Consider the following 26,077-nt stretch of genomic DNA (forward strand, 5'->3'; position numbering starts at 1 on the left):
GCTGTGGACGGCGCGGGGAGCTCGGTGTATGCAGGTAGGTGTCCGGTCGGCTCCGCGCACGCGAGATCCCAGGTCGATGTTCGCTGTAGGCAAAACCTGGTCGGAAACGAAACTCGCAACGCTCACGTTATGAGTGAATGACCGTGCTGTCGCTGGTCACCAATAGGGTGGACTGGAGGCGGCCTGTACCCCTGCCAACTAGAGTGGGAGGCAGGGGCCGCAACCCCCGGGCTTCATGGCAGGCTGACGACCACAGGTTGAATGCACTGAAGCGTCGGACGCCAGTGAAGGCTTGAGCAGGAGAGTGAGGGAGCGATGTTCGAGAGGTTCACCGACCGCGCGAGGCGTGTCGTTGTCCTGGCCCAAGAAGAGGCCCGGATGCTCAACCACAACTACATCGGCACCGAGCACATCCTGCTTGGGTTGATTCACGAGGGCGAGGGCGTCGCGGCGAAGTCGCTGGAATCGCTCGGCATTTCGCTCGAAGGTGTGCGTAGCCAGGTGGAAGAGATCATCGGCCAGGGCCAGCAGGCCCCGTCCGGGCACATTCCGTTTACCCCGCGCGCCAAGAAGGTGCTCGAGCTGTCGCTGCGTGAAGCGTTGCAACTCGGTCACAACTACATCGGCACCGAGCACATCCTGCTCGGCCTCATCCGTGAGGGTGAGGGTGTCGCGGCGCAGGTGCTGGTGAAGCTGGGCGCCGATCTGAATCGCGTGCGCCAGCAGGTTATTCAGCTGCTGTCCGGTTACCAGGGCAAGGAGCCGGTCGAGTCCGGTCCGCGCGGTGAGGCCGGTACGCCGTCCACCTCGCTGGTGCTCGATCAGTTCGGCCGCAACCTGACGCAGGCGGCGCTGGAAGGCAAGCTCGACCCGGTCATCGGCCGCTCGAAGGAAATCGAGCGCGTCATGCAGGTGCTGAGCCGCCGCACCAAGAACAACCCCGTCCTGATCGGTGAGCCCGGTGTCGGTAAGACCGCGGTCGTCGAGGGCCTGGCGCAGGCCATCGTCAACGGCGAGGTCCCGGAGACCTTGAAGGACAAGCAGCTCTACACCCTCGACCTGGGCTCCCTGGTCGCGGGCAGCCGTTACCGCGGTGATTTCGAAGAGCGCCTGAAGAAGGTGCTCAAGGAGATCAACACCCGCGGCGACATCATCCTGTTCATCGACGAGCTGCACACCCTGGTGGGTGCGGGCGCGGCCGAGGGCGCTATCGACGCGGCCTCGATCCTCAAGCCCAAGCTGGCCCGCGGTGAACTGCAGACCATCGGCGCCACCACCCTCGACGAGTACCGCAAGTACATCGAGAAGGACGCCGCCCTGGAACGCCGCTTCCAGCCGGTGCAGGTGGGCGAGCCCACGGTCGAGCACACCATCAACATCCTCAAGGGCCTTCGTGACCGCTACGAGGCGCACCACCGGGTTTCCATCACCGATGGCGCGCTGGTGGCCGCGGCGACCTTGGCCGACCGCTACATCAACGACCGGTTCCTCCCGGACAAGGCGATCGACCTGATCGACGAGGCCGGTGCGCGCATGCGCATCCGTCGCATGACCGCTCCGCCGGACCTGCGCGAATTCGACGACAAGATCGCCGATGCGCGCCGGGAGAAGGAAAGCGCCATCGACGCGCAGGACTTCGAGAAGGCCGCGCGGCTGCGCGACAAGGAGAAGCAGCTCGTCGCCAAGCGGGCCGAGCGCGAAAAGCAGTGGCGCTCGGGCGATCTGGATGTCGTGGCCGAGGTCGACGACGAGCAGATCGCGGAGGTGCTGGCCAACTGGACCGGTATCCCCGTCTTCAAGCTCACCGAGGAGGAGACCACCCGTCTGCTCCGCATGGAGGACGAGCTGCACAAGCGGATCATCGGCCAGGAAGACGCGGTCAAGGCCGTGTCCAAGGCGATCCGCCGCACTCGCGCCGGCCTGAAGGACCCCAAGCGCCCCTCGGGCTCGTTCATCTTCGCCGGTCCGTCCGGTGTCGGTAAGACCGAGCTGTCCAAGGCGCTGGCGAACTTCCTGTTCGGCGACGACGACGCGCTCATCCAGATCGACATGGGCGAGTTCCACGACCGCTTCACCGCTTCGCGGCTCTTCGGTGCCCCTCCGGGCTACGTGGGCTACGAAGAGGGCGGCCAGCTCACCGAGAAGGTGCGCCGCAAGCCGTTCTCCGTGGTGCTGTTCGACGAGATCGAAAAGGCCCACCAGGAGATCTACAACACCCTGTTGCAGGTCCTCGAGGACGGTCGTCTCACCGACGGCCAGGGCCGCACGGTCGACTTCAAGAACACCGTGCTGATCTTCACCTCGAACCTGGGTACCTCGGATATCTCGAAGGCGGTCGGCCTGGGCTTCGCTCAGTCCAACGCCGAGGGCTCGAACTACGAGCGGATGAAGCTCAAGGTCAACGACGAGCTGAAGAAGCACTTCCGGCCCGAGTTCCTCAACCGCATCGACGACGTCATCGTCTTCCACCAGCTCACGACCGATCAGATCGTGCAGATGGTGGACCTGATGATCGGCCGCGTCGGCGTCCAGTTGAAGAACAAGGACATGTCGATGGAGCTGTCCGAGCAGGGCAAGGCGCTGCTGGCCAAGCGTGGCTTCGACCCCGTCCTGGGTGCCCGGCCGCTGCGCCGCACCATCCAGCGCGAGATCGAGGATCAGCTGTCGGAGAAGATCCTCTTCGGCGAGATCGGCCCCGGCCAGACCGTCTTCGTCGACGTCGAAGGCTGGGACGGCGAAGGCTCCGGCGACAAGGCCAAGTTCACCTTCACCCCGAAGGCGAAGCTGACCAAGACCACCATCGACGACAAGGCGGCCGAGATGGTCGTGGTCGCCGGTGCCGGCGAAGGTGAAGCTGCCGCCGCTTCGGGCGAGTAGGAACAGCCGAAAGAGCCCGCCCCCACTGGGATTCCAGTGGGGGCGGGCTCTTTTTTGTCGGACTGCACTGTGTCGCGCATCACAATGTCGTCGTTTCAAGAGCGTTCTCGGCTATGAATATTCCTGTCGATCTAGTTTTAATACTTCGATTCGACTGGGGCACAAAGCAATCCAGGGGGATCGGGGTCGGGAGGGAAATTCATCATGTTCCGTGAAACAGTCATGCGCGCAGGCCGTAAGGTCCTCACCGGCGTGCTGCCATTTGCCGTGGTGGCCACTTTCGCCGGTGCGGGCACCGCGTCCGCGACCGACTACGCCGCGCAGCAGGCGCGGTGGGCGGAAAACCTGGCGGTGTCGGCCACCGCCGCCGGCATCGACTTCAAGACCACGGTGGCTCCGGATCTGAGCACCATCTCCACCGCGGTGCACAACGGCACGTTCAAGCTGACCGCGGACTCCTCGGCCGTGAACGTCGAATCCACCTCGGGCGCCAAGGTCACCGAGTTCCCGCTGTCGCTGAAGACGGTCGCCGGCAACACCATTCCGCTGGCCCCGCAGATTTCGGCGGACGGCAAGACACTGGTGGTCACCCCGAAGGTGTCCCCGGAATTGGCGGCTGAGCTGAACGCCGCCGACCTGAAGAACATCGCGACCAACCCGGGGGCGGGCAATTCGGATCCGATCGCGAACGGCGCCGCCGCCGGCGCGGTGGTCGGTCTCGTCATCGGCGGGATCTTCTGTGTGCCGATGGTCCTGTCCATCGTCGCCATTCCGGTTTGCGCGGTCAGCCTGCTCGGCAACGTGCTGTGGGCCGCCGTGATCGGCGCGATCGTGGGCGCGGTTGCCCCCCACGTGATCCCGCAGATCCTGCCCTGATGATCAGCTGACCGGCCGATAAGGCCAGTCGAAAAGGCCCGCCCCACTGGAGATCCAGTGGGGCGGGCCCTTTTTGCTATTGCCAGCCGGGCCGGACCATCCCCGACTCGTAGGCCATGACGACGAGCTGGGTGCGGTCGCGGGCGCCGAGTTTCATCAGAATGCGGCTGACGTGCGTGCGGGCGGTGGCGGGGCTCATGAACAGACGCTCGCCGATTTCGGCATTGGTGAGGCCCTCAGCTACCAGGGTCATCACTTCGCGTTCGCGGTCGGTCAGCTCGGCAAATTCGGCGGGTGGGGGCTGTTTGGCGTGGGCGGAGAATTCGGCGATGAGGCGGCGGGTGACGCCGGGGGAGAGGAGTGCGTCGCCGGCGGCCACCACCCGAACGGCGCGGACCAGGTCGGCGGGTTCGGTGTGTTTGACGAGGAAACCCGTTGCGCCGGAACGCATTGCCTCGAACACGTATTCGTCGAGTTCGAATGTGGTCAGGACGACGACCTTCACCTCGGCGAGCTTCGGGTCCTCGGCGATCATCCTGGTGGCGGCGAGGCCGTCGAGGATGGGCATGCGGATATCCATCAGGACCACATCGGGGGCGAGGGTGCGGGTCATGCGGACCGCTTGTTCACCGTTGTCGGCTTCGCCGATCACCTCGATGCCGTCCTGCGCGTTCAGCAGCGCGACGAAACCGCCGCGGACCAGCGCCTGATCGTCGGCGACCAATACTCGTACGTTCACAAATGCCCTCCCGAGCTCACCGATCCTGCGCTGACGAGCCGCTGGACGTCGCGGATTCGGCGCGGTCCAGAGCGCGGATGGGCAGGCGGGCCGCGACCCGGAATCCGCCGCTGGGGCGCGGGCCGGCGGTCAGGGCGCCGCCGAGGGCGTGGGCGCGTTCCCGCATGCCGACGATGCCGTTGCCGCCGGAGGTCCCGGCGCGCGGCTGGTTGCCGAAGGGTCGGGTGTTGTCGATGGTGATGTCGACCGATTCCGCCGCGTAGCGGACGGTGACGGTGGCGTCGGCGCCGGGTGCGTGCCGGGCGACGTTGGTCAGGGATTCTTGGATGATGCGGGCGGCGGCGACGTCGATGACGCTCGGCAGTTTCTGCGGGTCGCCGATGATTCGAGTGCTGACCGCCAAGCCCGCGGTGCGGGTGCGCTGCAGGAGCGCGTCCATGTCTTCGATGCTGGGGGCGGGTGCTCTCGGCGCCGGGCGGGGTTCGACGGGGCGCTCCTGCGCGGCCTCCCGAGCCATGCGGCGCTGGCTGAACTCGTCGACCTTCGAATCCTGTTCTTCTACAACAGGATCAGCGACGGTGCCGGTGCGGATGGTCTGCAGCAGTGTGTGGACTTCGGCGAGCGCGTCCTTGCTCGCGGTCTTGATCGCCGCCAGCGCGGAGGCGGCCTGCTCGGGTCTGCGGTCGAACAGCTCCAGCGCCACCGAGGACTGCACGTTGATCAGTGAAAGGCTGTGTGCCAGAACGTCATGCAGTTCGCGGGCGATGGCGAGCCGCTCTTCCCCGGCCCGGCGTTCGCGCTGCGCTTCCTCGTCTCTGCGGGCGGCCTCGGCCCGCTGTCTGCGCGCGTCCAGTACGGCCCGCCGCTGCCGGATGCCCTCGGCGATGCCGACCAGCACCGTCAGCCAGGCCATCAGGCCGAATACCTGCCACCCGTTGGTCTCGTGCCCGAACCAGCCGGGCACCGGCCAGACCAGCAGCAGATAGCCCAGCGGTACCAGGGGATAAGTCCACCAGCGGGATCCGACCACCGCGGCGGTCAGGAACGCGACGATCAGGGAGAAGAAGATCGGCCCGTAGCCGTAGCCGAGCGCCAGGTAGAGCACGCACGCGGCGAACGCGACCGGCAGCACCGCCATCGGGAAACGTCGGCGGAACAGCAGCGCGACCGGCCCGACGAGCAGCAGGAGGTAGCCGAGCCAGTCCAGCGACTGGGCCCCGGCTTGCCCGAGATTGGCGCCGCGACCACCCAAGACCTGCACGACCGCCAAGCCCAGGGCGAGAACCAAATCCCAACCGACCCAGCCACGTTTCGTAATGTCCGGCGCCTTCACGCCCTCAGCCTATGCGGATCTGGCCCGTTCAGCGTGCGCCGCAGTACGTATGTCGAACGTCGCCGCGCGACGGATGTGGCAGAGCGCCCTGCGCGGGATTCTCGGTGCATGACAGATTCCATCGTGGTCACCGCGGGGCTGACCAAACGCTACGGCGCCCACACTGCCGTCGACGGCGTCGCCATGCGCGTCGAAGCCGGCGAGATCTACGGCTTTCTGGGTCCGAACGGGGCCGGGAAGACGACCACGCTGCGCATGCTGGTCGGCTTGATCCGTCCGAGCGCGGGCTCGGCGACGGTACTCGGGCACGCCCCGGGTGATCCGGACGCGGTGCGCCGCATCGGCGTACTCATCGAGGGTCCCGGCTTCTACCCGTACCTCTCCGGCCGCGACAACCTGCGTGTGCTGGCGAAATACCGCGGCCTCGGACGTGACGATGTCGCCGAGGCCCTGGTCCGGGTCGGCCTGGCCAACCGCGCCGAGGACAAATTCCGCACCTACTCCCTCGGCATGAAACAGCGGCTCGGTGTCGGTGCGGCCCTGCTCGGCCGCCCCGACCTGCTGATCCTGGACGAACCGACCAATGGTCTGGACCCGGCGGGCATGGCCGAAATGCGGGAACTCATCACCGCTCTCGCCGGCGACGGCCACACCGTGCTGCTCTCCAGTCACATGCTCAGCGAGGTGCAGGAGATCTGCGACCGAGTCGGCGTGATCTCCGGCGGCAAGTTGCGCACCGAGTCCACGGTGGCCGAATTGCGCGGCGCGGCTTCACTTCTGCTGCGTGCCGAGCCGATCGAACTGGCATTACCGGCGGTGCGCAACGCCGTGGGCGGCAACGCGCTGCTGACTTCCAGCGGAATTCGCATCGAGGCGGGACCGGACGCGGCGCCCAAGGTGGCGCGCGCGGTCGTCGAGGCGGGCGCGGACCTGCTGGAACTGCGGGTCGACGAGAAATCCCTGGAAGAAGTCTTTTTCGAATTGACGGAAATGGAGACGGTGCTATGAGAGACCTGCTGGCGAGTGCAATGGCGGAAATGCTGCGGCTGCGGAAGTGGCCCGCGTTCTGGATCATTCTCGGCACCTGGGTGCTGCTGAATCTGACCTTCAGCTACCTGTTCAATTATCTGGATTACACCGGCGGCGAACAGAATTCGATGTCGGACAATCTCCCGAAAGATGTACTGCTGCAACAGATGCTGCCCGCGGCGGTGCCGGAGGTGTTCACCCAGGGCATGGCGATGTTCGGCGGCGCGCTGATGCTTATTCTCGGTGCGCTGGTCATGGGTAGCGGCTACGGCTGGGGCACCTGGAAAACGGTGCTGACCCAGGGGCCGTCGCGGATCACCGCGGTCGGCGGCGTGCTGGTGAGCCTGGCCGTGGTGGTCGGGTCGCTGGTCGTCGTGGCCTTCCTGGCCGACGTGGCGGTGGCTTCACTCATCGCGGTGTCGCAGTCGCAATCGCTCGCGCTGCCGGCGCTGTCCCAGTCGTTGCACGGCATTCTCACCGGCGCGATGATTCTCGGCATGTGGACGCTGGCGGGGGCGTTGATCGGCACCATTGCCCGCGGGCCCGCGCTGGCCGTCGGACTGGGTCTGGTCTGGGTGCTGGTGGTGGAGAACCTGCTGCGTGGCGTCTCGGGCATCTTCGGCCCGCTGGAGGCGGTGACCGATCGGCTGCCCGGTACGGCGGCCGGCTCGCTGGCCGGGGCGATGCGCACGGTGGACGGGCCCGCGACGCCCGGGGTGCTGGACATCCTGTCTCGAAGCGAATCGCTGATCGTGCTGGGGATCTACCTGTTGGTGTTCACGGTGGGCACGATGTGGCTGGTCCACAGGCGGGACCTCGTCTGATCACGGGGGTGGATCCAGGATCGCGTGGGCAAGTCTGTGCAGCCCGGCGGTGATCTGCTCATTGCCGAGCCCGCGCTCGCGCTGGTTCAGGTAGACCTCGGCGGTCAACGGTGCGAGCAACGGTTCGATCAGTGAATCCGCTTCCGGGACAGCGGCTTCGCGTAGCAGGGAATGAATGTGCACACGCCAGAACTGGTAGGCGCCGGTGGCGAAGCGTGCACTGCCGCTTTCCGCGCCGAGCACGAGATGCGCATGGCCGTCGAGCAATTCGACCATGGCAGCGTAGAAGGCCGCGAGCCGTTCGGCGGGCGGTGCGCCCGGGCCGAGCGGCGGATCCCCGCGCAGCAACTGTTCCTGGATGACGCGCTCGTGCTCGTCCAGCAGCGCCACCGCGATCGCCCCGACGCTCGGAAACCGCCGGTACAGCGTCCCCCGTCCGACTCCGGCCGCCTTGGCGATGTCGTCCATCGTCACCGTGCGCGGATCGCGGCCGGCGAACAGCTCCGCGGCGGCAGCGAGGATCTTTCCCCGATTCCGAGCCGCGTCGGCGCGCTCGGGTGGCGCGGAGTCGCCGGGCGCGGCGAGCAGGTCGCGATCGGCTGGGTTCATAGCGATCACCGTAACCTCCGGAATAAGTGGACACAATGTCCGGTTCTGCTCTACCGTAAGCACGAAACGGACATTGTGTCCACTTACTTCGGAGGCTCTCATGACCGCCCTGCTGCACCTCGACGCCAGCGCCCGCCGCAATTCCCTCAGCCGCGAACTCGGTTCCGCGTTCGCCGAAGCCTGGCGAGGTGAACACCCGGAGGGCGACTACCGCTACCGGGACCTCGCGGCCGACCCGATTCCGTTCATCGACGAGGCCTGGGCGGAACTCTGCGATCGCGTATTGGCCAACGGCGCAACGGATCTCGATCGACTGGCGGATCTGGCCGAGACCCCGGCGCAGCGCGCCGCCTGGGCCGTCGTCGAGCCACTGCTCGCCGAGGTCCGCGCCGCCGACGTAGTCCTGATCGGCGCCCCGATGTACAACTACTCGATCCCCGCGAGCCTCAAGGCCTGGCTGGACCAGATCACGTTCCCGCGAATGTCGCTGGCCCCCACCCGTTTCGTGGTCGCGTCGGCCCGCGGCGGCGCCTACTCGCCGGGTGCGCCGAAGGAACGCTTCGACTACCAGGAGCGCTACCTGCGCGACTTCTTCGCGGGTCACTTCGCCGTCGAGGACACGGTGTTCCTCAACGCCGAACTGGCCAACTCGCGCCAGGATCCGCACCTCGCGCACCTGCGTGCCCAGCACGACGATTCCTATCAGGCGGCGCTGGCGGCGGCTCGGCGGCTGGGCAAGGAGTACTGACATGAGCTGGGTCGTCCTCGGTTTCGCCGGACTGGTGGAGATCATCTGGTCGCAGAGCATCAAACCGACCGAGAACTTCACCAAGCCGCTGCCCACGCTGGTCTGCTTCGTGCTGGGCGCGCTCGCGGTGTATCTGCTCTCGCGGGCCATGCAGACGCTGCCGGTCGGCACCGCCTACGCCGTCTTCACCGGTATCGGCGCGCTCGGCGCCATCGGGCTCGGTGTGCTGGTGCACCGGGATCCGCTCAGCGCGGGCCGAATGCTTTCCCTCGCACTGATTCTCGGCGGCATTGTGCTGGCCCGGGTCACCAACCCCGAGTGATGAGTAGGGTCGGTCGAATGGATCAGCCAGTTCGGATACCGGATCTGTCCGACCGACCGCACCAGCTCACCGTCGAACGGGTGATGGCAGCGTCCCCGGGTCTGCTGTACGCGGCCCTGACGCAAGGCTTCGACATCTGGTTCGCCGCGCCGGGCTCGGTGCTGATGAAACCCGCGGTGAACGAGCCGTTCTTCTTCGAAACCGAATTCGAGGGCAAACGCAGCCCGCACTATGGCCGGTTTCTACGGTTGCAACCGGAACGGCTGGTGGAATTCACCTGGGTTACCGGGGCGGACGGCACCGAGGGCGCCGAAACCGTGGTCAACATCGAGTTCGTGCATCAGCCGCGCGGTATCCGACTTCGCTTGCGGCACTCGGGTTTTCCGAATGAGAAGGCACGCGATCGGCATCGCGCCGCCTGGCCGTTGGTACTCGAACAGCTCGATCGTCGTACCGGCCTCACAGTCTGATCGCGGCGAGTAGGTTCGTTGCCGACGGATCGAATCATCTGAAAGGACCGTGATGCCAACACGTACCGCGCGCACCGCCTGGACCGGCGGGCTGCAGGACGGCTCCGGGCAGGTCGACCTGGCCAGCTCCGGCGTCGGCAAGTTCGACGTGTCGTTCCCGAAGCGTTCGGCCGAGGACGCCGACGGCACGACCAGCCCGGAGGAGCTCATCGCCGCCGCGCATTCGTCGTGCTTCGCGATGGCGCTCTCGGCGCAGATCGGCAACGCGGGCGGCACCCCGGAGAGCCTGGACGTGACCGCCGATGTCACCCTGGGCCCGGACCCGGCCGGTGGCTTCCGGATCAACGCCATCAAGCTGACGGTGCGCGGCCGGGTGTCGGGTCTGGACGCTGCCGGTTTCGCCGCCGCCGCGGCCGCCGCCAAGGCGGGCTGCCCGGTGAGCAAGGCCTTGGCGGGCGTGGACAACATCTCGCTCGACGCCGCTCTCGCGTAATCGAGTCTGCCGCTTGGTTCTTCGCGTGCCGATGTCGGTACGTGGGGAGCCATGCGGTCGGGTCAGGCGCGGAAGTAGGGGCGGGCGATGCGGTGGTACATCGCTGGGATCGCGACGAGGACCGCCGCCACGTGGATGGCACGGAAGATCGCGATACCGACGCCGCTCGCCGTGACGCCGTCGAAGAGGGTGCCGATGTCGTCGGTGGACAGCACGGCCCGGATCGGCTCGACGAGCAGCGAGGCCAGGCCGAGGACGCCGATCCCGAAGGTCAGGGCGACGCGGGCCCAGCGGTCGCCGTGCGTCATCCGGATGGCGACGGCCAGCACCACCAGATAGAGCACGGCGCGCATGGCGAGTCCGGTCGCGAGGCCACCCAGATCGGCGTCGGAGCGTTCCAGCAGCAGCGCGGTCTGCGCGAGCGCCTCGGCGACGCCGGCGAGCAGGGCGACGACGAGCGCACCGAAAGCCAGCGCGACCGGGCGCGGCGCCCGCGCGGGTTCCCGGATCGGTGCTAGTGAAAGGTTTTGCGGCCAAACGGAAAAGGCAGTGGCGGTCATGGGACCGACACTGCCTTTCGAGTTCCAGACCGGGATCAACCCGCGGTAGCAGCCGGTTCTCGTACGGGAGAGCTAGAGCGCGTGGCGAACTCGGTCAGCGCCGCGAAAGCCAGGCCGAGGCAGGCCCACAGCGTCGCCGACACCGCGAGCGAAGACACCCGGAACTGCCAGAGCAGGCTGGCCGGGAAGTCGGCCTTGACCTCGTCGACGCCGGGCAGCGCGATATAGCCGACGGTGACGACCGCGACGAACGCGGCCACGCCGCCGATCAGCCGGAAGCTGTCGAGCTGGGTGTGCAGCAGCTTGTAGACGAAGACGGCCGCGCCGACAGCGACCAGTCCGAGGACCACGGCGGCCACCCACAACCAGGTGCGGTCGCTGATGGTCTCCGGATCGCCGACCGCGGGCGGGTTCGCCGGGTACTTGAAGAACGGCACCGCGACGATCGCGGCCCAGCCGCCGATCGCCGAGGCAATGGCGAATCGGGGGCCGGACAGCGCGGTGTAGCGGCGGCCGAAATGCGCGACCGCGGCGAAGATCGCGCCGAGTGCCAGGCCTGCCAGGCCGAGTGCCAGGAATTGCCCGGCCTTCTGACCGCCGCGGCTGACCAGTGGTTCTTCCTCGCTGCCGTGCGAATGGCCGCCCGCGGCGGCTTCCTCGATGGCAATGGCCGCTTCGATTTTCGGCTCGCCGACGAAGTAGCCGACCGTCGCGGCCAGCAGGCCCGCGATCAATCCGGCCAGCAGGCCGCGCAATAGGAGGGTTTTGAGGGATTCGTTCAGTGGCACGGAAGCCCCAGCAGATGGCGTCCGTCGTGCATCAGCTCATGCATGAACATCCCGCTGCGCGAGATGGCCCCCTGATCGAAACCGACCAGGTACAGCGTGAGCAGTGCGAGCAGAACGACACCCACCGTGACGAGCACGGTAGCCAGCGAATCGGTTGCGCGGCTGGGGATATGCGCGATGGCCATGAGTTCCTCCTAGGGATACGCGTCCCATCGAGTGGTCCGTGCGATGGGTGCCGGTGTCTGGCTTCCCGGCACCTGGGACAACCCGGTGCATGGATCACAGTGGCGCGACCGCTCCGGAATCACACCGGAATTACCGCAGCACCCCTCGCGTCTGTCCCTCGAACTGTGACAGGCCCTTACGGCTGCCGTCAACACGGCATATCCGGCATATGGGAACGCCCGGCGAGCCATGGCTTGCCGGGCGATTCGTGAAACAAGATCAGGATTTGGGGGAGACGTCCATGACGACTTCGAACTCCAGCAGCGACGCCCCGGTCGAGACCGGCTTCTTGTCGCCGCTGCCCGCGTGCGCGGCGCGCGCCGGGCCGTCCCGCCAGGCCGCGAAGGAATCCTCGGAATCCCACTGGGTGACAACGAAGTACCGGTTGTCCCCGGCGACGGGGCGCAGCAGCTGGAAGCCGAGGAACCCGGGCGACCCCTCCACCGCGTGCGCACGATGGGCGAACCGCTTCTCCAATTCGGGGCCCGCGCCCTCCGGAACCTCGATCGCGTTGATCTTCACAACAGCCATGATTCGAGTGTATTCGCGGGGTCGGCGATAGGACCCCTCCCAGGGCGCATGGGGCAGAATCTGGCTGTGTTGTTTGACGAGGGCGGGGCCGGGGTGCCGATCCTGCTGCTGCATGGGTTGATGGGTAGTGCGCGGACCTGGGGGGATCACCTGGATTGGTTGCGCGGGTATGGGCACGTGTACACCTTCGACGCGGCTGGGCACGGGCGCCCCGCGCCTGCGGAGCTGACCACCGAGGCGTTCGTGACCGACCTGACGGCGGCCACCGCGAGCATCGCCGAACCGATGGTTGTCGTCGGGCATTCGATGGGCGGGCTGCACGGCTGGGTCTTCGCCGCGCAGCATCCCGAACGGGTCCGTGCGCTGGTGGTCGAGGACATCGCTCCGGATTTCCAGGGCCGCACCGCCGCCCACTGGGCCGCCATGATCGAAGCCTGGCCGCAGCCGTTCCCGGACGCGGACGCGGTGCTGGAATTCTTCGGCCCGGTCGCCGGCCGCTACTTCCTGAACTCCTTCGAGCACGGCCCCGACGGCTACCGGCTGCACGGCTCGGTCGGCACCTTCCGCGATATCTCCGAGGAGTGGGGGACCCGCGATTTCTGGACCGAATGGCGCGCGGTGCGTGCGCCGACGCTACTTCTCGAAGGCGAATTCACCATCACGCCACCGGGGCAGATGCGGGAGATGGCCGCCACCAATTCGAATGCGACCTACGCCTTGATCCCCGACGCCGGACACCTCGTCCACGACGATCAGCCCGCGGTCTACCGCGCCCAGGTCGAGGCCTTTCTGAACCGGGTGCTCTAGACCGGGCTGCCTTCGCCGGCCAGCGCGAACAACCCGTCCGCGGTCTGCTCGATCAGCCCGTCGACGAGCAACGAATCCAGCGCCCGATCCCGCTGTCCCGGATCGCGAGTCCACGCGAGGTCCAAGCGCACCCGCTCGACCGGCCCACTCGAATCCCGCAGCACGTCCAGCAACCGTCCCCGGGCTTGCCGGTCGGTGCCCTCGTACTTCTGCACCCGGCGAACGACGTCCGAGGCGGGCCGCCCGGCCTCGACCCAGGCGCAGCGCGGCAGCGGGCACCCCGAGCACTCGGGACTACGCGCCGTGCACACCGTCGCGCCGAGCTCCATCAGCGCGGCGGAGAACTTCGCGGCCCGGTCGATCTCCACCGGCAGCAGCGCCTCGGTCTCGGGCAGGTCGCGCGAGGCGGGATTCCCGGCCTCCGCCCGCCCGTGCACCGCCCGCGCCACCACTCGGCGGACATTGGTGTCCACCACCGGGACTCGCTGTCCATAGGCGAAGCAGGCCACCGCGCGGGCGGTGTACGCCCCGATTCCCGGCAACCCGAGCAGCACGTCCACATCGGCCGGCACTTCGTCGCCGTGCTCGGCGGCGAGCACCCGCGCGCATTCGTGCAGTCGCAGCGCCCGGCGCGGATAACCCAGCTTGCCCCAGGCCCGCAGCACCTCGGCCTGCGACGAGGCCGCCATCGCCGACGGCACCGGCCACCGGGCCACCCACTCCAGCCAGATCGGCTGCACCCGCACCACCGGCGTCTGCTGCAGCATGATCTCGCTCATCAGGATCTGCCAGGCCGTGACGCCGGGCCGCCGCCACGGAAGGTCGCGCGCGGACTCGGAGTACCAATCGAGCAACACCTCAGCGTCGATCACTTCACCATCCCTGCCGCCCCGCGGCGAGTCGATATTTGCCGTGCCGTAACGCGACGGACTCGCTGGTAACCCGTTCCCTTGTGCACAATGAACGGTATGCCTGATTCCAATCCGATCAGTGCCTGGAAGTCCCTGCGCGAAGGCAACGAGCGTTTCGTAAGCGACACGCTGCTGCATCCTAGCCAAGGGGCTGCCGACCGGGCGAAACTTGTCGACGGCCAGCACCCCTCCGCGATCCTGTTCGGCTGCGGCGATTCCCGCGTAGCCGCCGAGCTGATCTTCGATCAGGGCCTCGGTGACATGTTCGTGGTGCGCACCGCCGGCCATGTGGTGGACAGTTCCGTACTCGGCTCGATCGAGTACGGCGTACAAGTGCTGAACGTGCCGCTGATCGTGGTGCTCGGCCACGACAGCTGCGGCGCGGTGAAGGCGACCATCGACGCCCTCGACGGCGGCGAGGTACCCGGCGGGTTCATTCGCAGCGTGGTCGAGAAGGTCACGCCGTCGATCCTGATCGGCCGCCGCGAAGGCCTCGCCACGGTGGACGAACTGGAAGCCCGCCACGTGGAAGAAACCGCCCGGCTGCTGACCCAGCGGTCGATGATCATCTCCAACCGGGTCGCGACCGGTGAACTCGCGATCGCCTGTGTCACCTACAAACTCGCCGAAGGCAAGGTCAACCTGCACCGAGTGGTCGGCAATATCGGCGAATCGGCCTGACGCACCCCTTTTCCGGAGGCGGTCGCCGGATCTTCGCTGACGCGGCAACCGGTCTCGACTCGACACGCCGAGGTCGGAGAGACCGGTTGCCCAGTGCTGCCCTTACCTTTGAGTAGTGCTGGAACCGACTGGACCGCTGCCTCCGGAGATCTACTGGCGTCGTCGCGTTTTCGCTATCGGAATACTGGTCGTCGCGATCGCGGTGGTGATCTGGCTCGCGGTGATGATCGCGCGCGGCGGCGGTTCCACCGGCGATCCGAAAGCGGCCGCGGCCAGCGCCACCACCACGACGGAGAAGCAGGCGGGCGAGACCAAACCCGCCCTCACTCCCGATGCCGCCGTCGCGGGCGCTTCCAGCGCGGCGCCCGGCCCGTCGGCGCCGGCCAGCGGAGCGCCGGTCGCCCAGGGCCAGTGCCCGGACCAGTCGCTGGCGGTGAAGGTGACGGTGGAGCAGCCCACCTACAAGTCCGGTGAGCAGCCGGTCTTCGGCATCGTGATCACCAATATCTCCGCCACCGCGTGCTCGCGGGACGTGGGGTCGGGGCTGCAGCAGATTTCGGTGTACTCCCTGGACGGCCAGAAGCGGCTGTGGTCGAGCACCGACTGCTACCCGGACGGGCAGCCGGATGTGCGCATGCTGAACCGGGGCGAGCAGGCCGCGTTCCAGGTCACCTGGTCCGGGTCCACCTCGCAGCCCAGTTGCGCGGGCGCCCGGGTCCCGGTCCAGTCCGGCGCGTATTCGGTTGTGGCGCAGCTCGGTTCGGTGCGCAGCGCGGCTGAGCCGTTCAATATCGCCTGAGGTTCTAGAACGTCGGTTGCTCGTCGAAGACGTCCATGTCGTCCGGCACGGCGGCCAGGCGCGGTCGTTCCTCCACCTGCGGCGTGGCCGCCTTCTGCTTCGGGCGTTCGTCCTTCTTCGCCGCTTTGCGCTTGCCGCGCGGCAGGCCGGTGACCCGGATGGCCGCGCTCAGATCGGCCACCTCGTGGATCTTGATCTTGGAGCCCTTCATCCGCTCGGTGCCCGGCGGCACCACCGCGTCGGTGAAACCGAGCCGCTCGGCCTCGGCCAGGCGGCGGCCGATGCCGGTCACCTTGCGCACCTCGCCCGCCAATCCGACCTCGCCGAGGATGACCCAGCCGGCGGGCAGCGCCTCCTCCGACACCGCGCTCGCCAAAGCCAGCGCGATCGCCAGATCGGCCGTCGGCTCCACCAGCCGCATGCCGCCGACGGTAGCCGCGTAGACGTCGTGCTTGCCGATGAAAACCTTGGCGCGGCTCTGCAATACGGCCAGCACCATGGCGACCCGGTTGTAATCGAGGCCGCTCACCGCACGGCGCGGCTGCGGCTGCTCGGTTTCCACGGTCAGGCCCTGCACCTCGGCCACCAGCGGTCGCTTGCCGTCCATGGCGACCGTGACCGCGGTGCCCGACACCGACTCGGTCTTGTGGTGCAGGAACAACCCCGACGGGTCGTCCACACAGGAGATGCCGTCCTCGTGCAGCTCGAAGCAGCCCACCTCGTCGGCGCTGCCGAAACGGTTCTTGATGCCGCGCAGCATGCGCAGCGTCGAGTTCCGGTCGCCCTCGAACTGCAGCACCACGTCGACGAGGTGCTCCAGCGTGCGCGGGCCCGCCACATTGCCGTCCTTGGTGACGTGCCCGACCAGCAGCACCGCGATCCCGCTCGACTTGGCCAGCGAGGTGAGCGCGGAGGTCACCGCGCGCACCTGGGTGACGCCGCCGATCACGCCGTCGACCTCCGGCGCCAGCATGGTCTGCACGGAGTCGACGACGAGCAACGTGGGCCGCACCTGCTCGACATGCCCGAGCAGGATCGAAAGATCGGATTCCGCGGCCAGATACACCCGCTCGTGCACCGCGTTGGTCCGGTCCGCCCGCAGGCGCACCTGCCCCGCCGATTCCTCCGCGGTGACGTACAGCGCCGTCTCGTCGCGCTGACTGGCCCAGCGGTAGGCCACCTCGAGCAGCAAGGTCGACTTGCCGACTCCGGGCTCACCGGAGAGCAACACCACCGAACCGGCGACGACACCGCCGCCGAGCACCCGGTCCAGTTCGCTGACTCCGCTCGAACGCGCCTGGGTGACTTTGGAATTGATCTGCGAGATCGGCGCGGCCGCGGTACTGGGCAGCATGGCGCGCCGCGCGGGACTCGCCGCGGCGGCGGAGATGACCACCTCGTCGACGGTGCCCCAGGCGCCGCAGTCGGGACACTTGCCCAGCCACTTGGCTACCTCGTGGGAGCAGGCGGAGCACCGGAAGATCGGCTTGGTCTTGGCCACACGCGCACCCTACGGAGGCCTACCGACAAAACGAAGGCTGCCGCACCCCGGGGGGTGCGGCAGCCTTGGTGAAGTTCGGTGCGGAGACTCAGTGCCCGCCGCCGCCGTGGCCCTCTTCGGCGGGGCCGGACTTGTCGGTCACCTTGCGCTCGGCGTCGGCCGCGTCGACCGGCACATCGACAACCACGGTGCCGGCGTTCTTGAAGTTGAACCGGACCTTGTAGGTGAGGCCGGGGGTGATGTCCTTGGTCAAGCCGGTGATCTCGATCAGCGCCGGGTTGGCCGCGGGGTCGTCGGTGGCCGGCTTGGCCGTGGTGCTCGGTGCGGCCGTGGTGGTCGGCGTGCCGTGCGAGTCCGCACCGTGTGAATCGGCGGCGTCAGCGGCACCGGCCGGCGCGGTGGCCGTGACCACGTTCTGCTGCGGCTTCAGCACGAAGGCGGACTGCCCGGCCGGCGGGGTGATCTTGACCGGGCCCAGGTCGGTGTCGACGCTGGTCAGCTCGTCGGCGACGGTCTCGCTGATATTGACGATGGACAGCGCGATCAGCGCCTTCTCGCCCTTGACGTTGGTGTAGCCGTTGCCGGGGAAGACGATGTGCACATTGCGCAGCGCGATCTTCTCGACGTCGGCGCTGTTGCCGTTGACCGCGGCGACCTGGTCGGCGGTCTGCGAGATCTGCCCCGCACTACAGCCGGTCAGCGTCAGCGCCGCGCTCGCGGCGAGTGCGGCAACCGCGACCATGCGACGGTTCACAGCATTCAGGGCAGTCACGGTTGTCCTCCATGTCCGATCTTTTCGAGCGACCTGCGAGCAGTCGCAAGCGGTGCCGGGCCCACTCCGCTACAGAGAGTAGTAGGCCAGAAGCGTAGTAGTCGTCTCCGAGTCCTCGAATGTCGGGTTGTGTTGCACCCGTGGCATCGGTCACGAACCGTTTGCCGCGCCCGGGCGCCGGGCAAACTTTGGATAACGGTTCGCTACCGTCTGTTCCGGTTGCCGAGCGGCTGCCGGAAGGGTTCAGGGGGCTGGGCGGGGAATGTGCGTGCGGGTAACTTGTTCTGGCACAACGTAATGCACACCACGCCCGTTCTGTCAACCCCCGCGATATGCTCGTTGTGGCCCTGACCTGCACAGTTGATCGCGCCGTTACCGAGTCGCATGTTAAACTGTGAACATCGAAAGGGGCACGGGACACATGATTTTTAAGGTCGGAGACACCGTCGTTTACCCCCACCACGGAGCGGCGCTGATCGAAGCAATCGAGACTCGCACCATCAAGGGTGTGCAGAAAGAGTATCTGGTCCTAAAGGTCGCACAAGGCGATCTGACTGTTCGGGTTCCTGCGGAGAACGCCGAATATGTCGGTGTGCGCGATGTCGTCGGCCAGGAGGGTCTCGACCGAGTCTTCCAGGTGCTGCGGGCGCCGCACACCGAGGAGCCGACCAACTGGTCGCGGCGCTACAAGGCCAACCTGGAAAAGCTGGCCTCCGGCGATGTGAACAAGGTGGCCGAGGTCGTTCGCGATCTATGGCGGCGTGAGCAGGATCGTGGGCTGTCCGCCGGCGAGAAGCGCATGCTGGCCAAAGCCCGTCAGATCCTGGTCGGTGAGCTCGCGCTTGCCGAGGGCACCGACGACGGCAAGGCCGAGACGCTGCTCGATGAGGTTCTCGCAGCGGCTTCCTAGCCTGGGATGAGCAATAACTCTGACAACGGCGATGCTGTCGTTGCCTTGGTTCCTGCCGCCGGTCGCGGCGTACGTTTGGGTGAAGCAACACCCAAGGCGTTCGTCGCGGTCGGCGGCACACCTATGGTCCGGCTCGCTGTCGACGGTCTGATCGCCTCCGGGGCGGTCGACCGGATCATCGTCATGGTCCCTGCCGAATTGGTCGAGGCCGCAGTCGCCCTGCTGCCGGCCTTCGATCCCGCCGGGGGTTCCAGAGAAACGTCCGCACAGGCAAGTGGCTGTGGAGGTTTTCTCCCGCGCAGCAAAGTGCAGGTCGTGGTCGGCGGGGCCGAACGCACCGATTCGGTGCGGGCCGGTATCGCCGCCGCACCCGACGCCTCCTATTTCCTGGTCCACGATGCCGCTCGCGCGCTCACTCCGCCCGAGCTGATCGCCCGGGTTGCCGCCGAGCTGCGCGCGGGGCACCCCGCGGTCGTGCCCGCGCTGCCCGTTGTCGACACGATCAAATCCGTCGACGCGACCGGCATCGTGACCGGCACTCCCGATCGATCCGAGCTGCGCGCCATTCAGACACCACAGGGCTTCTCCGCCGAGCTGTTGCGCGCCGCGTACGCACGCGATGTGCAGACCACCGACGACGCGGGCCTGGTCGAAATGCTCGGCGCCAAGGTCCGCACCATTCCCGGTGACCCGCTGGCCTTCAAGATCACCACCCCGCTGGATCTGCTGCTGGCCGAGCAGTTGCGGACGACGGGTGTGCGATCGTCGTGAACATGCGAGTGGGTATCGGCAGCGATGTACATCCGATCGAACCGGGCCGTCCGTGCTGGATGGCCGGGCTGTTATTCGACGGTGAAGACGGCTGCGCCGGGCATTCCGACGGCGATGTTGCAGCGCACGCGCTGTGCGACGCGCTGCTGTCGGCCGCCGGGCTCGGCGATGTCGGCGCGGTCTTCGGCACCGGCCGGCCGGAGTGGGCGAACGTCTCCGGCGCCGCCATGCTGAAAGAAGTCCGGCGGATCTTGGACGAAGCCGGATTCGATGTTGTCAATGCGGCTGTACAGGTAATCGGCAACCGGCCCAAGATCGGTCCGCGCCGTGCCGAGGCCCAAGAAGTGCTCGGCGAACTGCTCGGCGCACCGGTTTCGGTGTCCGGGACCACCACCGATGGGCTCGGCCTGACCGGCCGCGGCGAGGGCGTCGCGGCAATTGCCACGGCTTTGCTCTGTAGCCGCTGACGCCTACCGCCCGCTCATCCGAGCCGGGCCACGAACACCCTGTTCCACCGACTAGGATCGAATGCCGTGACTCTGCGCCTTTTTGACACCGCCACGCGGACCCAGCGCGATTTCGCGCCGCTGGTCCCCGGACGTGCGTCGGTGTACCTGTGTGGCGCCACCGTGCAAGGTGAGCCGCACATCGGGCATGTGCGCAGCGGAGTCGCGTTCGACGTACTGCGGCGCTGGCTGCAGGCACACGACTACGACGTGCTGTTCGTCCGCAATGTCACCGATATCGAAGACAAGATTCTGCACAAGGCCGCCGAGGCGGGCCGCCCCTGGTGGGAGTGGGCCGCCACCTATGAGCGCGCGTTCCAGGAGGCCTACCGGCTGCTCGGCGTGCAAGCGCCCTCCATCGAGCCCAGGGCCACCGGGCACATCACCCAGATGGTCGAGCTGATGCAGCGCCTGATCGACCGCGGGCACGCCTACGCCTCGGAGGGCAACGTCTACTTCGACGTGGTCAGCTACCCGGCCTACGGCGAGCTGTCCGGGCACAAGCTCGACGACGTGCACCAGGGCGAGAGCGCCGGGATGGGCAAGCGCGATCCGCGTGACTTCACGCTCTGGAAGGCAGCCAAGCCCGGCGAGCCGCACTGGCCCTCGCCGTGGGGTCCCGGCCGGCCCGGCTGGCATCTGGAGTGCTCCGCGATGGCCGAGGCCTACCTCGGCCCGGAGTTCGATATCCATTGCGGTGGAACAGATTTGGTGTTCCCGCACCACGAGAACGAGATCGCCCAGTCGAAGGCGGCCGGAGACGGGTTCGCCCGGTACTGGCTGCACAACGGCTGGGTGACCATGGGCGGCGAGAAGATGTCCAAGTCGCTGGGCAATGTGCTCTCGGTGCCCAACGTGCTCAAACGTGTTCGCGCCGTTGAACTTCGGTACTACCTGGGTGGCGTCAACTACCGCTCCATGCTGGAGTACTCGGACAAGGCGCTCAACGACGCCGCGCTGGAATACCAGCGCATCGAAGCCTTCGTGCACCGGGTGATCGAGCGCGCCGGTGAAGTCCCGGTCGGCAAGTGGACTCAGGAATTCGCCGACGCCATGGACGACGACCTCGCCGTGCCGCGCGCCCGTGCCGAGGTGCACCGCGTGATGACCGAGGGCAACAAGGCGCTCGACAACGGCGATCTCGGCGGCGCGCGTGAGCTGTGTGGCCAGGTCCGGGCCATGCTGAACATCCTCGGCGTGTGCCCGCTCGACCCGCAGTGGCATACCGCAGCCGACTCCTCGGCGGCCCTGGACGCCCTCGACGTGCTGGTGCGCGCCGAATTGGAGCGCCGCCAGCAAGCCCGCGCGAACAAGGATTGGCCGAGTGCAGACGCGGCCCGGGACCGGTTGATCTCCGCCGGTATCGAAGTGACCGACACACCCAACGGTCCGGAATGGTCTCTGGGCACACCTGGAAAGGCCGATTGATGGCAGGCAACTCACAGCGCAAAGGGGCAGTTCGCAAGGACGGCACCAAAAAGGGTCAGGTAGCCGGTTCCGGCGGCAAGCACCGGCGCGGGCTCGCGGGCCGCGGCGCGACCCCGCCCGCGGAGGCGCGCACCAAGCATCCCGCGGCGAAACGCGCTGCCGCCAAGGCGAAGGCCGCGGCCAAGTCCTCGGGCCGTGGCCCGGCCGGTCGCCCGAGCACCCGCAAGACCGACGACGGGCCCGAGTTGGTGCTCGGCCGCAACCCGGTCGTCGAATGCCTGCGCGCCGGTGTGCCCGCCACCGCGCTGTACGTCGCGGTCGGCACCGAGAACGACGACCGGCTCACCGAGAGCGTGAAAATCGCCGCGGACGCCGGGATCTCGATCCTGGAGGTGCCGCGCACCGATCTGGATCGGCTCAGCGCGAACGGCATGCACCAGGGCGTCGCGCTCCAGGTCCCGCCCTACCGCTACGCCCACCCCGACGACCTCGTGGACCGCGTGCGTAGCTCGGCCGAGCCCGCTCTGCTGGTGGCACTGGACAACATCACCGACCCCCGCAACCTCGGCGCGGTCGTCCGCTCGGTGGCCGCGTTCGGTGGCCAGGGCGTCCTGATCCCGTCGCGGCGCACCGCCAGCATCACCGCGGTCGCCTGGCGCACCAGCGCCGGCGCGGCGGCCCGCCTCCCCGTCGCTCGCGCCACGAATCTGACTCGCACGCTGAAGGATTGGGCGTCGAAGGGCTTCCAGATCGTCGGCCTCGACGCCGGTGGCGACACCACCCTGGACACCTTCGACGGCAGCGTGGACACGGTGATCGTGGTCGGCTCCGAGGGCAAGGGTCTCTCCCGCCTGGTCCGCGAAACCTGCGATTCCATCCTGAGCATCCCGATGGCCGGTCCGGTGGAGTCGCTGAACGCGTCGGTGGCGGCGGGTGTCGTCCTGTCCGAAGTCGCTCGCCAGCGCCGCATCTGATCGCGAATCGGGATACGGCGTTAGGCAGCAAATCGGCGGCGCCACCGTAGAATTCGGGTGTGGTGATACCCGAGGTGCCTATTGGTCAACCGGTTGAGCATCCCCATGCCAACACGGTGCTGTTTCTCGGTGCGGCAAGCATTTTCTGCTGTGGTGCACTGGGTCCGGTGGCATGGGCGCTGGGCAAGCGCGCGCTCGATCAGATCGAGGCGTCGGGTGGTGCCTTCGGTGGTCGCGCTCAGGTGATGATCGGGTACATGCTCGGCATCGTCGGCACCGTTCTCATGGTGATCATGGCGATCCTGTTCATTCTGGTCGCCCTGAGCGGCCGGGCCTGAGGCTCAGTCCAGTACGGGGCGCTCGGCGCCGGACTTGGTGTCCCAGGCCGGCCATTCCGTGCTGACGCTGCCGGTCCAGTTGGGCTGGCGGCGATCGCGGAAGGCGGCCATCGCCTCGCCGCCGTCGATGCTCTTGCCGACATGGGAGTTCAGGTCGGTCTCCAGCTGACCCACCATGGTCGGGCTCATGCCGAGCCCCTCCCACATCAGCCGCTTGGTCAGCGCTACCGGCAGCGGCGCCGACCCGTTGACGAGGTCGTGCGCCACCGCGAGCGCGGTCGGCAGCACCTCGCCCGCCTCCAGGCAGCTGTTGGCCAGGCCCATCGCCTTGGCTTCCTCGCCGTCGAAGGTGCGCCCGGTCAGCATGATGTCGGCGGCGTTGGCCATGCCGACCAGCCGGGGGAGCGTCCAGTGCGCGTACCCGTCGGCGAGGACGCCGCGGCGCACCTGGTTCAGGCCGTAGACCGCGTCGCGGGCCATGTACCGCAGGTCGCACTGCAGCGCCAGCGCCAGCCCGATGCCGACCGCGTGCCCGTTCACCGCCGCGATGACGGGCTTACGGACCTGCCACGGCGGCGGGTCGATGGTGGCGCTGACCTCGCCGGTGCGGTTGGACAGGTCCGCGCCCGCGCAGAACGCGGGTGGGGTCCCGGTGATGACCACCGCGCGGATCGCGTCCTCGGCGTCGCAGCGATGTAGCGCGGCGCTCAGTTCGGCGGCCATCGCCGGAGTGAAGGCGTTCTGCTGGGCGGGCCGGTTGAGCGTGAGCACGGCGATGCCCGCGGAGACATCGACGAGCAGTTCCGAACTCATGACACAGCATGGTAGCCGGGCCGGACCGGCCACGACTACGCCTCAGCTGGATCTTTTCAGCGCAAGACCTGGCGGCCGATCGCGTACTTGTGTACCTCGGTGGGGCCGTCGTAGAGCCGGAACGCGCGCATGTCGCGGAAGATCATCTCGACCACCGTCTCGTCGCTGATGCCGATGCCGCCCAGCACCTGCACGCAGCGGTCGGTCACCTTGAACAGTTCCTCGGAGACAAAGGCTTTCGCGATCGAGCTCTCGTGCCGGGCCTTTTCGCCCTGATCCATCAGCCAGCAGGCGTGCCAGATGGTCAGGCGGCACTGGTGCAGCGCGATCTCGTTGTCGGCCAGCATGAACGACACGCCCTCGTGCTCGCCGATCGGCTTGCCGAAGGCGGTGCGGGTCTTGGCGTAGTCGACGGCGATGCTTTGCGCGCGCTCGGCGGCGCCGAGCCAGCGCATGCAGTGCGTGAGGCGGGCGGGGGCCAGCCGCAGCTGGGCGTAGCGCAGGGCCTGGCCGGTATCGCCGAGCAGTGCTTCCTTGGGCAGCGTGAGGTTCTCGAAGCGGACCACGCCGTGGCCGCCGACATAGTTGCGGTCCATCGTGTTCATGGTGCGTTCGATGATGATGCCGGGCTGGTCGCCGTCGGTGAGGAACAGCGTGGGACCTTCGGGCACATGCGGATTCGGGGCGACGCGGGCCATGATGATCCAGCTCTTCGCGCCGTTCGCGCCCGTGATCAGCCACTTGCGGCCATTGATGGTGAAGTTCTCGCCGTCGAAGACAGCCTCGGTGGTGAGCTGGTTCGGGTCCGAGCCCGCGCCGTCGGGTTCGGTCATCGCGAATACCGTGCGCTGTAGACCGTTGATGGCCGGTACCAGGTGGCGTTCGATCTGCTCCGGGTTGGCGATCTTGGCGAGCAGGTACATATTGCCCTCGTCGGGGGCGGCGCAGTTCATCGCGACCGGGCCGAGGGTGGACCAGCCCGCCGCCTCGTAGATCACCGCCTGCTCCACGTGGGTGAGGCCGCGGCCGCCGAATTCCACCGGGGCCTGCACGGTCAGCAGCTTCTCCGCGCGCGCGAGTTCGACCAGCTCCTGGCGCAATTCGTCGGTCGGGCCGTGCGAGGTCAGGCGTGGATCCTTCTCGAACGGGACGATCTTGTCGATGACGAACTGCCGCACGCGGTCGCGTTCGGCGGCGAGGTCGGCGGGGAGCGTGAAGTCGATCATCGGTGGTCACCATTCGTTAGGCGGCGTTTGTGGTCAGCATACGAAATCGGGCAAGGGTGACTGAAGGCGGCTGCCATCACTGAGGTCGCGGCCGGACTGATCTGCGGAAACAGCCGCTGTCAGCGGACTATCGGTGCACTGTCAGCGCGTCTCGGCATCGTTTGGTTCAGCAACAGCGAGGGCCCCAGCGGCCCCGCCGAGAACCACCCGATGAGGAGACCACCGACATGTTCACCGCCGCCGCTATCGCCCAGATCCTGATCGCCCTCGCCTTCGTGAGCATCCCCCTGGTTCGCCACCGCTACGGCGCGGACGCCCAGGTTGCCGCCGAGAAGGAACTGGCCCGCCAGGGTGTCCGCCCGGAAGTGCTGCGGGAGAACGGTCTTCGCTTCGATGCCAGCGGCCACGAGACCTGGGCCCCGGTCACCTTCGCCGCGCTGATGGTCGTGGCGGCCGGGCTCAACCTGACCGCGGCGGGCTGGGCCGAACCGATCTCCTGGGTCTTCCAGATCGTGATCCTGCTGGCCAACGTCCTGATCGTCTACAGCAACCTGACCGCCGTCTCCAGCGTCACCGCCGCCTTCACCAAGAAGGGCGACCCCGAACTGGCCCGCATCGACGTCAAGGCCTTCCTGGACGCCGCCGACCACGGCTTCCCGCGCTGGGTGATGAAGCAGCTGACCTACGCCCGCCACACCATCGTCTTCGGCGGCTCACTGCTGGTCCTGATCGCCCTGATCACCGCCTGACCCGAAACCACAAGGCCCGGCGCCCCTTACGGAGCGCCGGGCCTTCGGTGTGCAGGATGCTCTTAGGGGAATACCGCGACCACGCGCAGCGGGCGGCCCCCATTGCCCGCGGGATCGACCAGCGCGAAACCGACGATGCCGTCCAGTGCGGCGGCCGTGTCGACCACCTCCGGGAGGTCGGCGTAAACGTTCTCGTCGTCTTCGTCCAGGTACGACTCCCCGAGGATGCGGATCGTAGCGCTGGACATGTAGACACCGTCCAGCATCGCCGGCAGCGGGCTGTTGCTCAGCGCCACGGTCTCCTGCTCGTTCAGCACCACGCCGAAGTAGAGACCCCGGGCCGGATCGACGACCGGCTCCACCGCGGCAGCGGATCCGGCCTGCATCATCCCGGCAACGGCAGCACCCGCAACGGCGAGCCCGACAGTCGCGAAAGCGCGTCGCATACCCATGTTTTCCATTTCTCC

The 26,077-nt window shown here is 67.6% G+C and carries 31 protein-coding genes and 1 riboswitch; of the genes, 18 read left to right on the forward strand and 13 right to left on the reverse strand.

The window, feature by feature from the left end; translation table 11 throughout:
• Positions 1-315: 315 nt before the first annotated feature.
• Both IBX22_RS19735 and IBX22_RS19740 read left to right on the forward strand, forming a co-directional pair.
• Positions 316-2,877 carry an ATP-dependent Clp protease ATP-binding subunit gene (locus tag IBX22_RS19735; RefSeq protein ID WP_194816994.1) on the forward strand — a complete coding sequence of 854 codons (2,562 nt, stop codon included), beginning with the start codon at positions 316-318 and terminating at the stop codon, positions 2,875-2,877.
• A 204-nt stretch (positions 2,878-3,081) separates the two neighbouring features.
• The gene (locus IBX22_RS19740) at positions 3,082-3,753 is read left to right on the forward strand and encodes a hypothetical protein (protein WP_194816995.1); all 672 of its coding nucleotides are present in this window, start codon (positions 3,082-3,084) and stop codon (positions 3,751-3,753) included.
• A gap of 76 nt (positions 3,754-3,829) precedes the next feature.
• Here IBX22_RS19740 and IBX22_RS19745 read toward each other — a convergent pair whose 3' ends face one another.
• Together IBX22_RS19745 and IBX22_RS19750 are read right to left on the reverse strand one after the other, a co-directional pair.
• The gene (locus IBX22_RS19745) at positions 3,830-4,492 is read right to left on the reverse strand and encodes a response regulator transcription factor (protein ID WP_194816996.1); all 663 of its coding nucleotides are present in this window, start codon (positions 4,490-4,492) and stop codon (positions 3,830-3,832) included.
• Positions 4,493-4,508: 16 nt separating this feature from the next.
• Entirely contained in the window at positions 4,509-5,825 is a 1,317-nt protein-coding gene (locus IBX22_RS19750; RefSeq protein WP_309234693.1) for a histidine kinase, read from the reverse strand.
• A gap of 108 nt (positions 5,826-5,933) precedes the next feature.
• Here IBX22_RS19750 and IBX22_RS19755 point away from each other — a divergent pair, with 108 nt between their 5' ends.
• Positions 5,934-6,833, forward strand: a complete 900-nt coding sequence (locus tag IBX22_RS19755) for an ABC transporter ATP-binding protein (protein WP_194816997.1) — start codon at positions 5,934-5,936, stop codon at positions 6,831-6,833.
• The gene (locus tag IBX22_RS19760) at positions 6,830-7,678 is read left to right on the forward strand and encodes an ABC transporter permease subunit (protein ID WP_194816998.1); all 849 of its coding nucleotides are present in this window, start codon (positions 6,830-6,832) and stop codon (positions 7,676-7,678) included. The genes IBX22_RS19755 and IBX22_RS19760 overlap by 4 nt, the downstream gene beginning before the upstream one ends.
• Here IBX22_RS19760 and IBX22_RS19765 read toward each other — a convergent pair whose 3' ends face one another.
• Positions 7,679-8,287, reverse strand: coding sequence for a TetR/AcrR family transcriptional regulator (locus tag IBX22_RS19765; RefSeq protein ID WP_194816999.1), 609 nt, complete (start codon positions 8,285-8,287; stop codon positions 7,679-7,681).
• 100 nt (positions 8,288-8,387) lie between these two features.
• On the opposite strand from IBX22_RS19765, the gene IBX22_RS19770 reads away from it, so the two are divergent.
• From IBX22_RS19770 to IBX22_RS19785, 4 genes are read left to right on the forward strand one after another with little or no spacing between them, the layout of a single operon-like run.
• The gene (locus IBX22_RS19770) at positions 8,388-9,035 is read left to right on the forward strand and encodes an FMN-dependent NADH-azoreductase (protein WP_194817000.1); all 648 of its coding nucleotides are present in this window, start codon (positions 8,388-8,390) and stop codon (positions 9,033-9,035) included.
• A 1-nt stretch (position 9,036) separates the two neighbouring features.
• Positions 9,037-9,357, forward strand: a complete 321-nt coding sequence (locus IBX22_RS19775; RefSeq protein WP_194817001.1) for a multidrug efflux SMR transporter — start codon at positions 9,037-9,039, stop codon at positions 9,355-9,357.
• A gap of 17 nt (positions 9,358-9,374) precedes the next feature.
• The gene (locus tag IBX22_RS19780) at positions 9,375-9,827 is read left to right on the forward strand and encodes an SRPBCC domain-containing protein (RefSeq protein ID WP_194817002.1); all 453 of its coding nucleotides are present in this window, start codon (positions 9,375-9,377) and stop codon (positions 9,825-9,827) included.
• A gap of 52 nt (positions 9,828-9,879) precedes the next feature.
• A complete protein-coding gene (locus IBX22_RS19785) occupies positions 9,880-10,320 on the forward strand; it encodes an OsmC family peroxiredoxin (RefSeq protein ID WP_194817003.1) in 441 nt (146 codons plus the stop codon).
• Between the two features lie 62 nt (positions 10,321-10,382).
• On the opposite strand, the gene IBX22_RS19790 is transcribed toward IBX22_RS19785, so the two are convergent.
• From IBX22_RS19790 to IBX22_RS19805, 4 genes are all read right to left on the reverse strand, one after another.
• Entirely contained in the window at positions 10,383-10,880 is a 498-nt protein-coding gene (locus IBX22_RS19790; RefSeq protein ID WP_194817004.1) for a hypothetical protein, read from the reverse strand.
• 35 nt (positions 10,881-10,915) lie between these two features.
• A complete protein-coding gene (locus tag IBX22_RS19795) occupies positions 10,916-11,668 on the reverse strand; it encodes a CbtA family protein (protein ID WP_194817005.1) in 753 nt (250 codons plus the stop codon).
• Positions 11,659-11,853, reverse strand: coding sequence for a CbtB-domain containing protein (locus IBX22_RS19800; RefSeq protein ID WP_194817006.1), 195 nt, complete (start codon positions 11,851-11,853; stop codon positions 11,659-11,661). The genes IBX22_RS19795 and IBX22_RS19800 overlap by 10 nt, the downstream gene beginning before the upstream one ends.
• A gap of 30 nt (positions 11,854-11,883) precedes the next feature.
• Positions 11,884-12,012, reverse strand: a riboswitch (cobalamin riboswitch).
• Positions 12,013-12,112: 100 nt separating this feature from the next.
• Positions 12,113-12,424: an antibiotic biosynthesis monooxygenase gene (locus tag IBX22_RS19805; protein ID WP_194817007.1), complete on the reverse strand. Its 312-nt coding sequence runs from the start codon at positions 12,422-12,424 to the stop codon at positions 12,113-12,115.
• Positions 12,425-12,490: 66 nt separating this feature from the next.
• Here IBX22_RS19805 and IBX22_RS19810 point away from each other — a divergent pair, with 66 nt between their 5' ends.
• A complete protein-coding gene (locus IBX22_RS19810; RefSeq protein WP_194817008.1) occupies positions 12,491-13,231 on the forward strand; it encodes an alpha/beta fold hydrolase in 741 nt (246 codons plus the stop codon).
• On the opposite strand, the gene IBX22_RS19815 is transcribed toward IBX22_RS19810, so the two are convergent.
• Entirely contained in the window at positions 13,228-14,103 is an 876-nt protein-coding gene (locus IBX22_RS19815; protein ID WP_194817009.1) for an A/G-specific adenine glycosylase, read from the reverse strand. The two genes, IBX22_RS19810 and IBX22_RS19815, sit on opposite strands and share 4 nt — an antisense overlap.
• Before the next feature lie 96 nt (positions 14,104-14,199).
• On the opposite strand from IBX22_RS19815, the gene IBX22_RS19820 reads away from it, so the two are divergent.
• Together IBX22_RS19820 and IBX22_RS19825 are read left to right on the forward strand one after the other, a co-directional pair.
• Positions 14,200-14,823 (forward strand): carbonic anhydrase, encoded by a 624-nt coding sequence (locus IBX22_RS19820; protein ID WP_194817010.1) that lies wholly within the window; start codon positions 14,200-14,202, stop codon positions 14,821-14,823.
• Positions 14,824-14,938: 115 nt separating this feature from the next.
• Positions 14,939-15,622 (forward strand): hypothetical protein, encoded by a 684-nt coding sequence (locus tag IBX22_RS19825; protein ID WP_194817011.1) that lies wholly within the window; start codon positions 14,939-14,941, stop codon positions 15,620-15,622.
• A 4-nt stretch (positions 15,623-15,626) separates the two neighbouring features.
• Here the strand turns inward: IBX22_RS19825 and radA are convergent, their stop codons facing one another.
• Together radA and IBX22_RS19835 are read right to left on the reverse strand one after the other, a co-directional pair.
• Positions 15,627-17,123 carry a DNA repair protein RadA gene (radA, locus tag IBX22_RS19830; protein WP_194817012.1) on the reverse strand — a complete coding sequence of 499 codons (1,497 nt, stop codon included), beginning with the start codon at positions 17,121-17,123 and terminating at the stop codon, positions 15,627-15,629.
• A gap of 88 nt (positions 17,124-17,211) precedes the next feature.
• Positions 17,212-17,895: a hypothetical protein gene (locus IBX22_RS19835; RefSeq protein WP_309234694.1), complete on the reverse strand. Its 684-nt coding sequence runs from the start codon at positions 17,893-17,895 to the stop codon at positions 17,212-17,214.
• Positions 17,896-18,316: 421 nt separating this feature from the next.
• Between IBX22_RS19835 and carD the strand changes: the two genes are divergently transcribed.
• From carD to IBX22_RS19865, 6 genes are all read left to right on the forward strand, one after another.
• A complete protein-coding gene (gene carD / locus IBX22_RS19840; protein ID WP_040686206.1) occupies positions 18,317-18,805 on the forward strand; it encodes an RNA polymerase-binding transcription factor CarD in 489 nt (162 codons plus the stop codon).
• 6 nt (positions 18,806-18,811) lie between these two features.
• On the forward strand, positions 18,812-19,576 hold the full coding sequence (ispD, locus tag IBX22_RS19845) for a 2-C-methyl-D-erythritol 4-phosphate cytidylyltransferase (RefSeq protein ID WP_194817013.1): 765 nt from the start codon (positions 18,812-18,814) through the stop codon (positions 19,574-19,576).
• Positions 19,577-19,578: 2 nt separating this feature from the next.
• Positions 19,579-20,043: a 2-C-methyl-D-erythritol 2,4-cyclodiphosphate synthase gene (gene ispF, locus IBX22_RS19850; RefSeq protein ID WP_194817014.1), complete on the forward strand. Its 465-nt coding sequence runs from the start codon at positions 19,579-19,581 to the stop codon at positions 20,041-20,043.
• A gap of 66 nt (positions 20,044-20,109) precedes the next feature.
• Positions 20,110-21,510: a cysteine--tRNA ligase gene (gene cysS, locus IBX22_RS19855; protein ID WP_194817015.1), complete on the forward strand. Its 1,401-nt coding sequence runs from the start codon at positions 20,110-20,112 to the stop codon at positions 21,508-21,510.
• The gene (gene rlmB, locus IBX22_RS19860) at positions 21,510-22,484 is read left to right on the forward strand and encodes a 23S rRNA (guanosine(2251)-2'-O)-methyltransferase RlmB (protein WP_194817016.1); all 975 of its coding nucleotides are present in this window, start codon (positions 21,510-21,512) and stop codon (positions 22,482-22,484) included. The genes cysS and rlmB overlap by 1 nt, the downstream gene beginning before the upstream one ends.
• 59 nt (positions 22,485-22,543) lie before the next feature.
• A complete protein-coding gene (locus IBX22_RS19865; RefSeq protein ID WP_194817017.1) occupies positions 22,544-22,822 on the forward strand; it encodes a DUF4190 domain-containing protein in 279 nt (92 codons plus the stop codon).
• Positions 22,823-22,825: 3 nt separating this feature from the next.
• Here the strand turns inward: IBX22_RS19865 and IBX22_RS19870 are convergent, their stop codons facing one another.
• Positions 22,826-23,635 (reverse strand): enoyl-CoA hydratase/isomerase family protein, encoded by an 810-nt coding sequence (locus IBX22_RS19870; protein WP_194817018.1) that lies wholly within the window; start codon positions 23,633-23,635, stop codon positions 22,826-22,828.
• Between the two features lie 56 nt (positions 23,636-23,691).
• Positions 23,692-24,861, reverse strand: a complete 1,170-nt coding sequence (locus IBX22_RS19875) for an acyl-CoA dehydrogenase family protein (protein ID WP_194817019.1) — start codon at positions 24,859-24,861, stop codon at positions 23,692-23,694.
• 227 nt (positions 24,862-25,088) lie between these two features.
• Between IBX22_RS19875 and IBX22_RS19880 the strand changes: the two genes are divergently transcribed.
• Positions 25,089-25,610: a hypothetical protein gene (locus tag IBX22_RS19880; RefSeq protein ID WP_194817020.1), complete on the forward strand. Its 522-nt coding sequence runs from the start codon at positions 25,089-25,091 to the stop codon at positions 25,608-25,610.
• 62 nt (positions 25,611-25,672) lie between these two features.
• Here the strand turns inward: IBX22_RS19880 and IBX22_RS19885 are convergent, their stop codons facing one another.
• Positions 25,673-26,071, reverse strand: coding sequence for a hypothetical protein (locus IBX22_RS19885; RefSeq protein ID WP_194817021.1), 399 nt, complete (start codon positions 26,069-26,071; stop codon positions 25,673-25,675).
• Positions 26,072-26,077 lie beyond the last annotated feature (6 nt).

The sequence above is a fragment of the Nocardia sp. XZ_19_385 genome, assembly GCF_015355755.1.
Classification (GTDB): domain Bacteria; phylum Actinomycetota; class Actinomycetes; order Mycobacteriales; family Mycobacteriaceae; genus Nocardia.